The sequence below is a fragment of the Nocardia sp. NPDC049190 genome, from assembly GCF_040648115.1.
GTDB lineage: Bacteria > Actinomycetota > Actinomycetes > Mycobacteriales > Mycobacteriaceae > Nocardia.
Map to the genome: position 1 here is coordinate 22,812 of NZ_JBEZDE010000024.1, position 15,304 is coordinate 38,115.

Annotated in this window: 14 protein-coding genes and 1 pseudogene; 7 read left to right on the forward strand and 8 right to left on the reverse strand. The window is 64.8% G+C overall.

Annotated elements, in window-relative coordinates:
- Positions 1 to 304: 304 nt before the first annotated feature.
- On the reverse strand, positions 305 to 1,222 hold the full coding sequence (gene bla / locus AB0B25_RS20885; protein ID WP_357181897.1) for a class A beta-lactamase: 918 nt from the start codon (positions 1,220 to 1,222) through the stop codon (positions 305 to 307).
- A gap of 665 nt (positions 1,223 to 1,887) precedes the next feature.
- Between bla and AB0B25_RS20890 the strand changes: the two genes are divergently transcribed.
- Both AB0B25_RS20890 and AB0B25_RS20895 read left to right on the forward strand, forming a co-directional pair.
- Positions 1,888 to 3,111 (forward strand): hypothetical protein, encoded by a 1,224-nt coding sequence (locus tag AB0B25_RS20890; RefSeq protein ID WP_357181900.1) that lies wholly within the window; start codon positions 1,888 to 1,890, stop codon positions 3,109 to 3,111.
- A gap of 109 nt (positions 3,112 to 3,220) precedes the next feature.
- Entirely contained in the window at positions 3,221 to 3,604 is a 384-nt protein-coding gene (locus tag AB0B25_RS20895; protein WP_357181902.1) for a hypothetical protein, read from the forward strand.
- Between the two features lie 96 nt (positions 3,605 to 3,700).
- Here AB0B25_RS20895 and AB0B25_RS20900 read toward each other — a convergent pair whose 3' ends face one another.
- Both AB0B25_RS20900 and AB0B25_RS20905 read right to left on the reverse strand, forming a co-directional pair.
- Positions 3,701 to 4,519, reverse strand: coding sequence for an SDR family oxidoreductase (locus AB0B25_RS20900; protein WP_357181905.1), 819 nt, complete (start codon positions 4,517 to 4,519; stop codon positions 3,701 to 3,703).
- 175 nt (positions 4,520 to 4,694) lie between these two features.
- The gene (locus tag AB0B25_RS20905; protein WP_357181908.1) at positions 4,695 to 5,471 is read right to left on the reverse strand and encodes a hypothetical protein; all 777 of its coding nucleotides are present in this window, start codon (positions 5,469 to 5,471) and stop codon (positions 4,695 to 4,697) included.
- Between the two features lie 516 nt (positions 5,472 to 5,987).
- Between AB0B25_RS20905 and AB0B25_RS20910 the strand changes: the two genes are divergently transcribed.
- Positions 5,988 to 6,284, forward strand: coding sequence for an antibiotic biosynthesis monooxygenase (locus tag AB0B25_RS20910; RefSeq protein WP_357181911.1), 297 nt, complete (start codon positions 5,988 to 5,990; stop codon positions 6,282 to 6,284).
- Between the two features lie 4 nt (positions 6,285 to 6,288).
- On the opposite strand, the gene AB0B25_RS20915 is transcribed toward AB0B25_RS20910, so the two are convergent.
- Positions 6,289 to 7,233: an AraC family transcriptional regulator gene (locus AB0B25_RS20915; RefSeq protein WP_357181914.1), complete on the reverse strand. Its 945-nt coding sequence runs from the start codon at positions 7,231 to 7,233 to the stop codon at positions 6,289 to 6,291.
- Between the two features lie 137 nt (positions 7,234 to 7,370).
- Here AB0B25_RS20915 and AB0B25_RS20920 point away from each other — a divergent pair, with 137 nt between their 5' ends.
- On the forward strand, positions 7,371 to 8,453 hold the full coding sequence (locus AB0B25_RS20920; RefSeq protein ID WP_357181917.1) for an aldo/keto reductase: 1,083 nt from the start codon (positions 7,371 to 7,373) through the stop codon (positions 8,451 to 8,453).
- 204 nt (positions 8,454 to 8,657) lie between these two features.
- Entirely contained in the window at positions 8,658 to 10,016 is a 1,359-nt protein-coding gene (locus tag AB0B25_RS20925; RefSeq protein ID WP_357181920.1) for a serine hydrolase, read from the forward strand.
- A gap of 118 nt (positions 10,017 to 10,134) precedes the next feature.
- Here the strand turns inward: AB0B25_RS20925 and AB0B25_RS20930 are convergent, their stop codons facing one another.
- Both AB0B25_RS20930 and AB0B25_RS20935 read right to left on the reverse strand, forming a co-directional pair.
- Positions 10,135 to 11,055, reverse strand: coding sequence for an aminotransferase class IV (locus tag AB0B25_RS20930; protein ID WP_357181923.1), 921 nt, complete (start codon positions 11,053 to 11,055; stop codon positions 10,135 to 10,137).
- A 53-nt stretch (positions 11,056 to 11,108) separates the two neighbouring features.
- Positions 11,109 to 11,531, reverse strand: a complete 423-nt coding sequence (locus AB0B25_RS20935) for an SgcJ/EcaC family oxidoreductase (RefSeq protein ID WP_357181926.1) — start codon at positions 11,529 to 11,531, stop codon at positions 11,109 to 11,111.
- 88 nt (positions 11,532 to 11,619) lie between these two features.
- Between AB0B25_RS20935 and AB0B25_RS20940 the strand changes: the two genes are divergently transcribed.
- The gene (locus AB0B25_RS20940) at positions 11,620 to 12,183 is read left to right on the forward strand and encodes a helix-turn-helix domain-containing protein (protein ID WP_357181929.1); all 564 of its coding nucleotides are present in this window, start codon (positions 11,620 to 11,622) and stop codon (positions 12,181 to 12,183) included.
- A 367-nt stretch (positions 12,184 to 12,550) separates the two neighbouring features.
- Complete coding sequence (locus tag AB0B25_RS20945; RefSeq protein ID WP_357181932.1) at positions 12,551 to 12,841, forward strand: barstar family protein; 291 nt, start codon at positions 12,551 to 12,553, stop codon at positions 12,839 to 12,841.
- A 1,111-nt stretch (positions 12,842 to 13,952) separates the two neighbouring features.
- Here the strand turns inward: AB0B25_RS20945 and AB0B25_RS20950 are convergent.
- Both AB0B25_RS20950 and AB0B25_RS20955 read right to left on the reverse strand, forming a co-directional pair.
- Positions 13,953 to 14,081 (reverse strand): annotated as a pseudogene (locus tag AB0B25_RS20950) (SPOR domain-containing protein); the annotation flags it as partial.
- Between the two features lie 188 nt (positions 14,082 to 14,269).
- Entirely contained in the window at positions 14,270 to 15,304 is a 1,035-nt protein-coding gene (locus AB0B25_RS20955) for an aspartate-semialdehyde dehydrogenase (RefSeq protein WP_357181935.1), read from the reverse strand.

A 15,304-nucleotide genomic window follows, 5' to 3' on the forward strand; every position in this document is an offset into this window, starting at 1 on the left:
TGCGAAGAGTGGGAGCGACGATGGAAACCGCGGTGGTCTGGTTGCTGGCCTGCCTCGTCTATTGGTGGGGCCTGCTGTAGATAGTCGGAACCCGGCCGGATCGAACCGGGCTTACTACAATCGGTCGTAGGATTGCCTCCGCCTCGCCGATCGGGGGAGTAGCCATGGCTCGGACCGCCTTCGCGCCACCGATCACCCGGTCCGGTCCCCCTGCTCGGATGAGGCTGGGCCGTTCGTCGTAGCCCTTGGGAAGCGAGCAACTCTGGTCTACACCCGGACCATCGAACGTCTGAGACCAGCCGAATCACCGGAGGGCATCTACGACCACCTTTGTCGTCTCGACGAGCAGGTCGTTGTTCGCCTCCGCGTGCACATCCGACTTGCGGGTCTGGATCGCGATCACGATCGGAGCTCCTCCGCCGGCGGGCCAGGTGACCGCGATGTCGTTGGCGCAACCGTAGGAGCCGGTGCCGGTCTTGTCGCCGGTAGTCCAGGTCGCGGGCAGCCCAGCGCGAATCCGCGAGCCGCCGGTGGTGTTCGACTTCAGCCAGGTGGTCAGCTGGTCGCGCTCTCGTTCGCCGAGCACGTCGCCGAGGATCACGGCCCGGTAGTCCGCGGCCAGCGCCGTCGGCGTGCTGGTGTCGCGCTCGTCGCCGGGAACCGCGCTGTTCAGATCCGTTTCCCAGCGGTCGAGCCGGCCAGACTGGTCACCGAGCGTACGCAGAAACGCGGTGAGCGCCTCCGGGCCGCCGAGCTCGCGCAGCAACAAGTTACCCGCGGTGTTGTCACTCAGGGTGATCGCGGCCTCGGCCAGCTGCGCAACGGTCATACCCTGGTCCAGTTTCGCGCTGGTGGACGGCGAATTGTCGACCAGGTCGGCCGCGGCGATGGGAACAACCTTGTCGAAATATCCGGTATCGAGCGGATGCGCCTTCAGCAGCGCCGCGACCGCGAGCGTCTTGAAGGTGGACAGCAGCGGAAAGCTTTCGTCAGCACGGTTGGTCACGATCTTGTCGGTGCCGGTGTCGACCGCGTAGAGCCCTATCCGGGCACCGTATCGGTTCTCCAGTTCCGCCAGCCGGAAACTCGCCGCGGGATTCGCCTGAGCGCTCGCGACCACTGGATCAGGTTGCGGCGCATCGGGATTCGCGCCACACGCGGTGAGTAGCGGCAGGGCCGAGGCGGCCAGCGCCACCCGTGCTTTACGCGTCAGCCGGAGCATCCCCACACTCTGACAGCTGAGCAGCCGCCGAGCAAACACGTTGCGCCGGACACACCGAAGTCGAGCCCTCACCACCTCGATCCCCGAGCCATGGCCGCACCGGGCGTCGGCAGGACCCGCGGTTTCTGTCGAGCGGCCGTGATCGAACCCGATGTCCGAAGGCGGGTGAGCGGCGAAACAAGAAGCGAAGGGCGGACCAGACTTGCCCACGAACGCGGATGCAGTGGCGCACATCACAAATTTGGTGTGGAATAGCCCGGCGCGACGAGTCGTTGAAACCGACTGTCGACGTCCGGACAGCCCCGGGCCGCACCCCTTTCGTCGCTTCGAGCGACCACTCGCCGAGAGGCGCTTGTGGGACGTCGACTTCGGCCGCTGCGCTGACGTGACGTCCAGCGGCTCCGCGCCGTCAGGTTACGCAAACCTGACGGCGTTTCGTCATTGTCCGGTCGATACATCTGGCGATGGCGTCGAACCGCACGCTGATTCAGCGTTTAACGTTTCTCGCAATTGCACCCCATCGAAATTATTTCGAGACAGCGACTTTCGCGATCGACACCATGTCCACCGATCCATCGTGTCGCGACGACTGCGACCGATAGCCCGTTGGGACACGGCCCGGTCGGATAGATTGGGCGCATCCGCCAGCGTAAGGGGGCTCCGGCGTGTGGTCATTACCGCAGAGGGATGAGGCGTGGCTCTCCGAAGCACCGTTGCTGGCGTGCGCTCTCGTCGGCAGTCACCCGACCTACCTCAACGGGAGTCTCCAACTACTCGAGCAGTACGCCGAGACCGCACAACGAGACCTCGAAGCCGTAGCCGAAGATCCTCAGCGGGGTATCTCGGGTATGTCGGCACGGATCCGGCAGCACCAGGACGACGAAGTCGTTCGAGAGGGATGGGCGGAAGTCCGGCCGGACCGGTCCGGCCGGCTACACCGAGTCGCGCCGCCGAGCGCGATCGAGTGGCGCACCATCGATGTCGATCTCGCGCGAACCCCTGCTCGTGACCGACTGATGGCGTTGACCCATCGCGGGTGGCGGATCCCCTGCGCCGACGAACAAAGCGCCTACCTGCTGCAGTTCATGCGGAATGCGATCGCGATCACGGCCGCTGATGCGGTGGCGCCGATTCGGCGTGGCCTACTCGCCATCACGAAGGAACTGCAGTTGGGCAGTATCGCGCAACCCGGAATGGCGCCGCTGGATCTCGTGAATGCACAGGAACAACGGCTGTTGGGGGTGTTGTGGGCTGAGCGGGAGGTGGGCTCGGTCGACGGCGCGACCGCCGCAGACGTGTTGATCGGAGTCCTACTGGCCAGTGGAATAGCACAGGGCGCGGGATCGGACGGCCTGTTGCTCTGGGCAACGTATCTGATGCATGCCGACCGGCAGATCGTCACGTCGCAACCGATCGAACCAGTGATCGCACGCGCTGTTCGAGAGGGATTCTCCGAGGTGGTGGCGAGCCTGGCAGGCGGGCTTCTCGACTGTGGCGAGCAACTACAGCGCGCGGCACGGGATCTGGAAACCTTCGACCGAGGCCGGTTCGCCAAGCTGCTCTATGACGGGTATCCGTATCTGCACGCCGCTCGAACACTGGCCGGCTGCCTGATGGAGTCGATCGAACCGCGCGGTGTGGATCCGCCGGAGGCGCGGATCTTTCGGGTCGCGGACGAATTAGCCGTCCGCTTCGTGGACGGGATGTTCCACCAGTGGTTCGATTTCGATGATTATTGGCTGGATGTGGACCGAGAGCTGATCGCGCAGGCGCTCGGCGCCGGCGACGATCGCGCCATACGAAGAATTCTTGTCGGAGATGAGACCGCATTGCATCGGCCGAGGTCGGCGCGTGGATATCTGCTGCGAGGAAAGAAGGGCGGCACATGAGCGACATCGAGGCAGCGGCTGCGGTGGTTGCGGACGAACTGGCCATCGATCTTCCGCATCTGCAACCGCCGGGCGAGGTTCGGTTCGACACCCCGCCACGCTGGCGGTCGTGGTGGGCCTCTGGCTGTTACAGAACGTCGCCGACGGAATAGCCGAAGCCATCAAGGAAGAATCGAAGACCGGCACCCAGACCGTGCTGCAGCGGATCGGCACGGCGATCGGCCGCCGCGTGCGCAGGGATGTGCCGAAGGCCATGGCGTCGCCCAGTGGCGATGCCGAGCTGGACGAGGCCGCGTCCACAGCCGAATCGGCCTGGACGGAAACGGATTCCATCCTTGCGCAGAAATCCGATCTGACGGCCGACGAGATCGCATGGACGGCCTCGGATAGTGTTTCTGCCGCGTTGATCGAGGCCGGCCTACCCGCCGCATCCGCAGAACGCGTCCGCGCCGCATTGCGCGCGGAGATTCTGCGGCTGCTCGACGAACGGTGACCGCGGAGTCTGTAGCGTCACCAGTTTCGGCCGGACATCAGGTCGAGTAGGCGCACTCGAACGCCGTGCCGCCCATCCCGCCGAGGTCGCGATATGTCAATCACCTTGCGCGGCAGCGGCGATCGGCTGCCACCTGCGCCACAGTTCCAGACGGGATTCGTAGTCCGCGGTGGCGATGGCGAGCGGGAACTCGCCGAGGAACATGCGCAGCGGCGGCTGCTCGGCGTCGACCACGGCCAGGATCGCGGCGCGGGTGGCGGCAGGATCGCCGCTGGGCACCGCGGAACGTTGGACGGCCCTGGCCTCTCGGACCGCGGTGTAGGCCGAGTTCGGCGTGGCGTGCCGGGCCGAGGGACCAGCCCACTCGGTGCCGAACGTGCCGGGCTCGAGCAGAGTCACATGGAGACCGAAGGGGGCGATTTCCTGCGCCAGGGACTGCGAGAACCCTTCCAGTGCCCACTTCGACGCGTGGTACGCGCCAAGGTTCTGGAACGCGGTGATGCCACCGATGCTGGAGACTTGAATAATGTGACCGCTGCCCTGTGCCCGCAGGATCGGCAACGCCGCCTGGGTGACCCACAGCGCCCCGAACACACTGGTCTCGAACTGCGCCCGCACCTGCTCCTCGCTGAGTTCTTCGATCATGCCGAACTGCCCGTAGCCGGCGTTGTTGATGACGACGTCGAGCCGCCCGAACCGATCGGCGGCCTGCCGCACCGCGGCGATGTCCCCCGCTCGATCGGTGACATCCAACCGCAGCGGCAGGAAGGTGTCGGGGTATTCGACGACCAGATCGTCGAGCGTGCTCAGATCGCGCGCGGTGCCGGCAACGCTGTCACCTCGCTCCAGCGCGGCGAGTGCCCATTCCCGGCCGAATCCGCGGGAGACGCCGGTGATGAACCACACTTTGCTCATATGATCACGGTAGCCATCCGGAGTGCACTCCTGGCCAGGTTTGGACCTGGCTGATCAGGCAACTTGTGCCGATCGTGGCTGTACTCGAGCGACTGCTGGCAGAACGCCGGCGCGGGTCCACCTCCTGGCGCGATGTTCCGGATGCCGCCGCCACGGCTGGCAGCCGGTGCCTACCTCACGCTCCACCATCCCTGATCAACACCCGATCCGGATCGACGCGCACACCGAGTTCACGGAGGCGGTCTACGACCTGCAGCATGTGGCGCCGTTCGGGTAGATAGTGGCCGCTGTCGTCGCTGAGCATCCGCAGTTCGCCGTTCACGACCTCGATCACGCCGGCCCCCGCCACCGGCTCGCCTGCGAAAAAACTGGAGTGCTGGAAGACATGTCGTTTCCCGAAAAGCGAAGCATAGAAGTTTCCGTCGGCATCCATCACAAAGATCGCTCGGCGTTGCCGACGGCCCAAAACGTCGATCAACTTCCCCTCCCTGGTATCGAACAACCTTCCGTTCGCGTCGTAGATGAGGTTGTCGTCGCGCACGTGGAGACGGAACGGTTGTCGATCGAAGTCGTTGCGGCAGTAGTAGACGCCGGAAGCCGACACTCGCCCTGGGACGTCCTCTCCGATGTATCCATCCCCCATCTCGAGCATGTCGAATCGCCGTGTGCTGTGCTCACTCCAGTCCTGAGCACCGGGCTCCCAGTATTCGACCCCTTCAGCATCGTGCCCTTCCCCCATCCGGCCGAACTGGAGCGTGGGAGTGTCGACGAAGGCAGCGCCATCCCCATCGGCGGCGACAGTTCTCCTGGCACCGAGATCGAGTGTCTCGCTGATATCCCGCAATGGGCGGACCGTTGTCTGAGCCACTCCGTCGACGACGCGGACGGCAATCCCGGCGACTTCCTCCATAACGCGCGCCAACGGCCGACCCGCGAAGTCTTCTGGGCCCACCTGCCACGCACCTCATCGGCCGAGAATCGACGAATCCTCCCGCTCATCCGCCATTCAGCGGCTCATGGCAAAGATATGACAATCATCTGGTTACGATGGCGCGAATCTTCCCCAGCAGTGGGAGTAACCAGGATTTTGCCTGTGGCCGACTCAGCTGGAAGTAGACCAGAGACAGCCCGCCCTTCCGGCAGGCTTCGAAATCGGCGATAGAACTCTGAACAGCTGATTCAGCCAGATATGTAGCATCGCTACCGGTGCATCCCGAACCGGTCTAGCGTGATAACCGGGCTGCTGGCACAACCGAGTTGGCAGCCGAAAACACTGCCAAACATCAGAGACACGCAGAGATGCTTCATTCGCCTGCGACATTTGGGCAGATGCAGAGTGACCCCACGGCACGCGTAGAGACCGGACCGGGCCAGATCAGCAATCACCGGCGAAACGCGACGACGGTTCTGCTCGACCAGCCGCGCAGCCCCGCAACCCCCGCAACCCCCGCAACCGAGGAGGCAGATCATGGCAACCAAGGCATTGCTTGTTCGTCTCGAAGCAAAATCCGGTAAAGAAGACGCGGTCGAGGAGTTCCTGCTTTCCGCCCTTCCGCTCGTGGAGCGGGAGCCCGGCACCGAACCTTGGTTCGCCGTTCGTTTCGGCCCGTCCACCTACGGCATCATCGACGCCTTCCCGGACGACGCCGCGCGCACAGCGCATCTGCACGGAGCGGTCGGGCAGGCGCTGGGCGCCCGCGCCGACGAATTGTTCGCCTCGCCGCCGGAGATCAGCGAACTCGACGTGCTCGCCGCCAAGCTGTGAGCGTTCAATCCTGGACGGTTGCCACGGTTTGCAGGCGCGCTGCGTCCCGACCAGGTGGGGCGCCGAACATGCGCCGGTACTCGCGGCTGAACTGCGAAGGACTGTCATACCCGACGGCGTAGCCGATCGCGGCCACGTCGTGCGGCGCCGCGATAAGTCGAATGCGGGCCTTCTGCAGTCGGAGCTGTTTCTGGTATTGCAGCGGACTCATAGCGGTCACGGCGCGGAAGTGCCGATTGAGCGAGGAGACACTCACACCGACGTCGTCAGCGAGGTCATCGATCCGGATCACCTGGTCGTAGTAGGTCTTGATCCACCCGATCGCGCGGGCGACGAGGGCAAGGCGGCTGTCGGCCAGGCCGATCTGCCTGACCATGGCCGCCTGGGGTCCGTTCAACAGTCGCCAATGGATTTCCCGGCGCACATCGGGCCCCAGCACCGCGACGTCACGTGGCTCGTCGAGCAGGCGCAGCAACCGGACGACGGCGTCGAGTAGTTTGTCGTCGGCGTCGCTGATCGCGATACCCGGCCCGTCGTGTGGCGGCACGGCGGTGGGGCCGGCTTCGATCAGCAGTTGCGCGATGAGTTCGGGTCGCAGCGGCAGCCCGAACGCCAGGAACGGCTCGGTGGGTGTGGCGTGGGTGATCTGCGAGGTCAGCGGAAGATCGACGGTCACAACGAGGTACTGGCCGGTGTGGTAATCGAAGATGTGGTCACCGAGAGCAGACCGTTTCGCTCCCTGGACGACCAGGGCGAGCACGGGCTCGGTGACGAAACCGAGCGGTTCGGTCACGCGCTCGGAGGAGAACACCGTCATTCCCTCCAGCCATGACGGGCTCGGGCTGCCCGCGGCGAGTCGGGCGATCCGGCTTCGCAGTTCTTCCAGGTGGCGCATCCTGCCAGTGAACCACGGATCCGCCACGGCGTTCGGCGTGATCCGGACAATCATGATCCGGACAATGTTGAGCGGATCGTGCAACGATCTGCCGACATCGGTCTAGGCGAACACAGCGCGGCGGGCTTGACTGGAGGAATACAGCGGGGCGGCCCGATGGCGCCTCGAACAGCAACGAAAGGAGCTCGGCGATGCCGCTCGATTCCTATGTCACGCTCGGCCACTCGGGACTGCGAGTCAGTCCGTTCACGCTGGGCACGATGACATTCGGCGAGGATCACGGCTGGGGCAGCAGCGTGGCGGAGTCCACCAGCATCCTCGCCGCATACCTGGACCGCGGCGGAAACTCGATCGACACGGCGAACATCTACACCAACGGCCACTCCGAGAAGATCATCGGGGACTACTTCGCCGGGCAGCACGCGCTACGGGATCGGGTGGTGATCGGCACGAAGTTCTTTTGCAACCTCTACGAGAACGATCCCAACGGCGGTGGACCCAGCCGTAAAGCGATTGTGCAACAGCTCGAGAATTCGCTGCGGCGTCTACGGACCGACTATGTCGACGTCTACTGGCTGCACAATTTCGACCCGAACACGCCGGTCGAGGAGACCCTCCGCGCGCTGGATGACCTGGTCAGCGGCGGAAAGGTTCGCTACATCGGATTCTCCGACGTGCCGGCGTGGGCGACGGCCGAGGCGGCTACCCTCGCGCGCTTACGCGGGTGGGCGCCGATCATCGCGCTGCAGCTGGAGTACTCGCTGCTCGAGCGGACCTCGGAAGGAGAGTTGATCCCGATGGCCCAGGCCATGGGCATGGGCGTTCTGCCGTGGGGGCCGCTCAAGAGTGGATTCCTCTCGGGGAAGTACTCCAGCACCAGCACCGGCCGGATCGACACCACCCGCGCGCAGCTGGTCGGCGCCCCGACCGAGGCCGACTACGTCGTGATAGACGCCCTCAACGCCGTCGCCCGCGAGGTGGGCGCCAGTCCCGCCGCGGTCGCCTTGGCCTGGGTGCAGGGTCGTCCCGGGATCACCTCGACGCTGGTCGGGGCGCGTCGGATGGACCAGTTCGAGGCCAACCTGCATGCTCTGGACACGACGCTCACCGATGCCCAGCGCACCACGCTCGATGAGGTGTCGACTCCCACGCTGAACTTCCCGGCCCAGAACAACAGAATGTTGGCCCCGATGCTCCAGTTCGCCGGAGCGACCGTGGACGGACGTCCGTCGAACGTGTCCCCGCTGTTGCAGGCCAACAACGCTCGCTACTGATCGAGACGTAACGCCTTCTCCTCTATCGGTCTCCGTACACGTGACATCCCCGCGGTCACTCGAACTCGCTCGACGTCGAGCGCGACACTGTCGACGAACCGACGCAGGAGGTCCCGAACGCAGGTCGCGCCTCGGGCAAAGTTTCGGTCGCCGCACCAGCCTGTTGGCCGCTGATCAGCGGCCGAGCGCGATAGCCTCGTGCGCATGCGGCGTTTCGGTGGATTCCTGGTAGGGATTGCGGCGGTATCGCTGGTAGCGGGAGACGTGTTCGCCGTGGGCGCGAACGCGGCGACCGACGGTGCACCGGGCCAGGTGCAATGCGCGGTCACCTCGGGCCGCGACCTGGAGCGTGCCGCACCGGAACAGGTCGGGTTGAACTCCGAGCGACTCCACGAGGCGCTCGCCTTCGCGGCCGGGCGAAACCGGCTCAATGTGCAGGTATTCCGGCATAACTGCCTGATCGGCGAGGGGCTGACGAACGACCAGACCGGCAATGTCGCATGGAACATCTGGAGTGCGACCAAGAGCATCGTCTCGCTGCTCGCCGGAATCGCCTGGGACCAAGGCAAGCTCGATCTCACGACGCCGATCGACCGCTATCTGCCCGCCGGGCTCGGCGACCCGGTGCACAGGTCGATCACGGTGGAGCACTTGCTCACCGAGACATCGGGCATGCAGGTCGGAGTGCTGACCGAGGGCGCGACCGGCGTGATCCCGATCGATCCGAACAGCGCGGTACAGGCGCTGGGCGTGCCGCTGGACAATTCGCCCGGCACCGCGTTCTCTTACAGCCAGCGCAATGTCGACCTGTTGGCCTATGTGCTCGAACTGGCGGTCGGGGAACCGCTGCAGCAGTTCGCGCAGCGTGAATTGTTCGATCCGCTCGGCGTTCCCCGCAGCGACTACTACTGGGCCCGCGACCGCTCCGGACACACCTACGGCTACGCGCATCTGATGATCCCACCGAACGACTTCGCCAAGCTCGGCCTGCTGGTGAGCAACAATGGGCAGTGGGGTGCGCGCCAGGTCGTCTCCGGCGACTACCTGAAGAAAGCACGGCAGCCCTCGCCCGCGAACCCGTGCTATGGGTATCTGTTCTGGCTCGGGGCCGGCTGTATAGAGAACCCCGCCTTTTTGCCGGCCGATGTGTACACAATGTCGGGGCTCGGCATGCAGAACGTTTTCATCATTCCCAGCCTCGATCTCACGGTGGTGTGGACGGGTGCCTTCGGAAACGTCAGCAACCAGGGCTTCACTGGGGTTCTGCAGAACATCGCGGAACTGCCATACGAGTTCTTCCGCAAGGTGTTCGCGGCGTTCGACGAACGGCCGGTGCCCGACCCCGGACCCTATGTCGAGCCGCCGCTGCAGCTGGACCCGAGGCGGTTCATCGATGTGAACCTTCTGATCGCGGTCTTCGGTATCGGACCCGCCGCTTACCCGGGCTGCACTGTTTTCGCGTGCCTGAACAACGCGCTGGCGCCGCCGTTCACCGATATCCCGCCGGGCTGTGCCATCCTGGTCTGCGTCGGCCCCGATCCGCGAACACCGGGCATTCGCTGAGCGGATGCCGCACGCCGGGCGCGGGATTCGGACATACGCGACGACATGAACTGCCCGCATAAGGCCGCAGTGCCGGATACCGGACCTGCGCCCATAGCCTCGGCCGGGCTCATTTCTACTATGTCGCAGGCAGTTGTGTAACCCACCCGTGCATATCGTCGGAACGCAACGCGGCATGGTGGCGTTTACGCAATGACTGGGCGACCGGCCCCGGGGCGCCGTCAGCGATCAGGCGGCCGTCGACTTCGATGACCGGGGCAGCGCCGGACGAGGTCCCGGTGACGAACGCTTCGTCGGCGATATACAACTCGGTGAGGTCGACGGTGCGCTCGACGATCGGGATGCCGTCTTCGGCCGCGAGGGTCAGGACGGTCCTGCGGTTGATGCCGTCGAGGATGTCGCAGGAGACGTCGGGGGTGATCAGGGTGCCATTGCGGACAAGGAAGATGTTGGCCGCGCTCAGCTCACAGACATGGCCGTTGCCGTCGAGAAAGACACAGTCGTCGTAACCGCTGTCGATCGCGTCTTGCTTGGCGAGCACCGAATTCACGTAGGCGCCATTCACTTTGGCGCGCGACGGTATCGCATTGTCCGGAATGCGCCGCCACGGACTCGATTTCAGACGCATGCCGTTCTGTGGAACGATCGGCACCGCGTCGTAGACGAACATGCTGACCTGGATCGCGCAGCCGCGCACCCGGGTCCCGGGAATGGACTCGACCACGTGCACTGTGGCACGAACGAATACATCCTCGACCGGCGCGTTCCTACCGACCAATTCCACCACGGCCGCGCGGAACCGGGCGAAGTCCCACTCCGCGGCGAACCGATCGATCCCGATGATCTTGCAGGACTCCTCGAGTCGCCGGAAGTGGTCTTCCAGGCGGAATGCGGTGCGCGCCGTCCCATCCACATGCACGGGGAAGACGGTGTAGACGCTCAGGCCGTACAGCACCGCGGAGGAAGCGACGCCGACCGTGGCCGCTTCGGCCGCGACGATCCGGTCGCCGAGATACACATGAGGATGAGGATTCGCCATCGGCGCAGGTTAACAGCGGCGGACCGAGCGAAGCGAGGGCATTTCCGCGTTCGTCAGCTCATGGCGCGGCGAGCAAACCGGGCCGTGTCCATGTAGTCGCGGAATAGGACAATCTTGCCGCCGCGGACCCGAACCACGTTGACGGACGTCCGGACACGCGCCCGCTCGGCGCCGGGAAGTGTCATGTCGACCTCGTTCTCGACAAGCAGTACCTCCGGATCGCCGGTGTCGTACACCTGGGGATAGCTGCCGTGCACCTCGATTCCGGACAACCCCGACCACCGCTGCGCCAAGTGCTCCCGAATTGCTTCCCTGCCTTCCAGCCGGGTGGGAAGACCGGGAATGGTGAATGGGATCTCGAAGACCGCGTCGGGAGCGAATAACGCGACGAAAGCATCGGGATCACGGGCCGGTAGGTCGTTGAACATCCGTTCAACCAGCTCACGCGGGCTTTCCACTGATTGCAACGCTGCCATTGAACACCTCCAGATAAGCGGAACGCAGCACCCGTTTATCATTCGGAACGTGCGCCCCGATTGTCAAGAGGCGAAGTAGACTCCTGTCGTGGCCGAATCCGAGCTTCGAACCCTGCGCTCCGACGCCCGCCGCAATCGCGCGCGGGTACTCGCCGCCGCACAGGAAGCCTTCGCCGCCGAGGGACTTTCGGTGCCACTGGACGAGATCGCGCGACGCGCCGGCGTCGGAGCGGGCACCGTCTACCGACATTTCCCCACCAAGGAGGCGTTATTCCAGGCGGCGATCGTGGACCGGGTGGACCGGATCATCGCGATCGCCCGCGAACTGGCCGCCGCGCCGGATCCCGGCACCGCCTTCTTCGACTTCCTCGACCAACTCGCGGCGGAAGGCACCGTCAAACGCGACCTCGCCCACGCCGTCGGCGGCACCGCCACCCCCGAATACCTCAAGCCGGTCCACGAACTGAACACGGCGATCGGCGCATTGCTCACTCGTGCGCAGCGGGCAGGGGCCGTTCGCACCGATATCGCGATCGACGACCTCATGCGAATCATCAAGGGCGCCTTCCTCGCCACCCACAGCACCGCCACCACCCCTGCCCAGCGCGACCGCACCTTCTCCGTCGTCTTCGACGGCCTGCGCGCACGTTGAACGGCCAACCGAACAAGCAAGCCCAGATCATCGGACCCCCCTCCGACCCACTACGGGCACCGCAGCGCAGCCGACAACCCTAGAAAATCTCGTCCGCGCCGAGTTCGCAGACCTGGCAGTCGACTCAACGCACGCGCCTAGTGCCGCGTCCGGCCACATCCGCGTGCTGACGCCCCCGTTGCTCGCTGAGCGCAGCGTTGCTGAACGCAGTGTTATGGCTGCTGTTCTGCCCCCTGATAACCACCATTCGACTGCGCTCAATGGAAAAAATCTTCGCACCGGGCGCCGGGCACTTGGTCAGCTGCACGCCAACCTATTTCGGACCCATAGTTCCACTTATTCCAACTGTCGAACTGGAAGCAACACCATGCGCGTCACTATCGACGGGACACAGATCCGGACCCATGCGGATCTACACCGCGCTCTGTGGGGACCTCTGGACTTCGGCCCGTACTACGGGCACAATCTGGCCGCCCTGTGGGACCGCCTGACCACAGACGTCGAACGCCCGGTCGAGATCGTCTGGGAGAACTCCGGGGTCAGCAGAGAAATGATGGGCGTCGAAGCGTTCGAAGCGATCGCCTCCGTGCTGATCGAAGCCGCTGAGCGGGATGAGTCGAACTCGGTGGACAACAGGCTCACGGTGCGTTTCGCCTGACAGGCGAGGGGGCGGCGAACCAAGGTTGGCTCACGTCTAGAACTCGCGGGGAACCACGCAACCCCAGTCTGGTGACAGACCTCTGAGCACAGTCCGACCTCGGCCGTTCTCAAGCGCAGTCCGCGCCACACCGCGATCACCCCTGCGAATTACTCATCTAGGACCTTGGCTATACGGGTTGCCCCGGGTGTCGGTGTCGGGTGTCGGGTTGATCATGGACCCGGGGCCGGGGCCCGTGAAGTTGGTTCCGGTGCACCCGGAAACCGGAGTGTTTGTGCAAGCGGAGACCCCGCAAAAAGGCGCCGGTTGTTGAGGATCACCGAGATGAGCGACCAATCCATCAGGACGCTACGGGCGGTCGTGGTGATGGTCTCTGCTCGGCGAAGACCGGTCCCTGCGATCACAAGGTTGATGCAGGTCAGCGCAGCTGAGCAGGTAACCCACGAGTTCACGAACCGGGGTTCGAGACTATGGCCGCGTAATGGAGCGCGGGCAGGGCGAGGAAGTGAATCGAGCGACGCATGATCGCATCGCCCGGTGCTACCCATCGGATAGAGGTTGGCCGTTGTCGGTGTGGAGTCTGCCGAAACTACGAGAAGCGCTCGCCGTCGACATGATCGCCGATATCAGGCGCGAGACACTACGCAAGATCCTCAACGCCGAGGGTGTGGTGGCAGGCGACCAAGACCTGAAAGCGGATACCGACCCGGAGGTCCACCGTGAAAATGCGCCGCGACCTGGATCTATACAACCATCCGCCCGTCGACAGGCAGTTGAACTGCGTGGACGACCTCGAGCCGCTCAACCTGCACATGCCGGTCATCGCTGTTTCCTGCGACCAGGTTCCTGCTTCGTCCGGCCACGTCGTGGTGCTGGCGTCCCGGTCTCGCTGAGCGCAGTGTTGTGGCTACTGTTGTGCCCCCTGATGACCACCGTTCGACTGCGCTCAAAGGCAAAGTGCGGGCGACTACCAGCACCACTCAGGTGTGCGGCACCTATTCGGCGCGCTCGACCTGGCGGCTGGCAAGATCCGTTATCGGATCCGCGATCGTTAGCAGCGGCAAGAGTCCCTGTCGCCGTTGAACTCGCTGGCACGGGGAAAGGATCGACGTCATCGCCGATAACTTCTCCCCGCACGACGCGATCGCGCTGAAGCACGCGTGGGTATTCCGCCAACGCGGACTCGGAAAAGACGACCCTCATTCGATGAGGTCACGTTCGGTACCGCCCTCGAGTTCCTGAACCGATCGACGTACGCGCGCCCTCACACCCGCTCAACAACTCGACGGTCGTGACCAGTGAGGTGAGTCGTAGTCTTCCTCGGAAACCCGCACAGCGTTCCCCTTCGACACGATGTCCACCGTGTCGAAGGGGACAGCCTGTTCGCGTGCCTCGCTCGCAGTAATCTCCGCGGCAATCGCTGGTGATTCAGCGGTCGCTGAGCAGGACCTCGGCGATCTGGATGGTGTTGAGGGCAGCGCCTTTTCGCAGGTTGTCGCCGGAGATGAACAGCGCGAGGCCGCGGCCGTCCGGGACGCCTTGATCCTGGCGGATCCGGCCGACGAGGGAATCATCGATGCCCGCCGCCGCGAGTGGGGTGGGGACGTCGACCAGTCGCACGCCGGGGGCCTTGGCCAGGATCTCCTTGGCTTGCTCGACCGAGAGCGGCTCGGCGAATTCAGCGTTCACCGACAGCGAATGGCCGGTGAAGACCGGAACGCGCACGCACGTACCGCTCACCGCGAGATCCGGGATGCCGAGGATCTTGCGGCTCTCGTTGCGCAGTTTCTGGTCTTCGTCGGTCTCGCCGGAGCCGTCGTCGACCAGTGCACCGGCCAGCGGAAGCACATTGAACGCAATCGGCGCCACGTACTTGTTCGGCGCGGGGAAGTCGACGGCGCGACCGTCATGGGTCAGCTTCTCGGCGTCGTCGATCACCGCGCGCGCCTGGCCTGCCAGCTCTTCCACACCGGCCAGACCGCTACCGGATACCGCCTGGTAACTGGAAACGATCAGACGACGCAGTCCCGCGATGTCGTGCAGCGGCTTCAACACCGGCATGGCGGCCATGGTGGTGCAGTTCGGGTTGGCGATGATGCCTTTGACCAGGTTGCGGGCCTGCTCCGGGTTGACTTCGCTGACCACCAGCGGGACCTCGGGGTCTTTGCGCCAGGCCGAGGAATTGTCGATCACCGTGACACCCGCCGCGGCGAAGCGCGGGGCCTGCACCCGGGACATGGTGGCGCCCGCGGAGAACAGCGCGATGTCCAGTCCCGACGGATCAGCGACCTCGGTGTCCTCGACGATGACCTCGCGACCGCGCCACGGCAGCGTTTTACCCGCCGAGCGCGCGGACGCGAAATACCGCACCTCGTCGGCCGGGAAGTTGCGTTCCTCCAGCAGTCTGCGCATGACGGCGCCGACCTGTCCGGTCGCGCCGACGACGCCTACTCGAATTCCCAT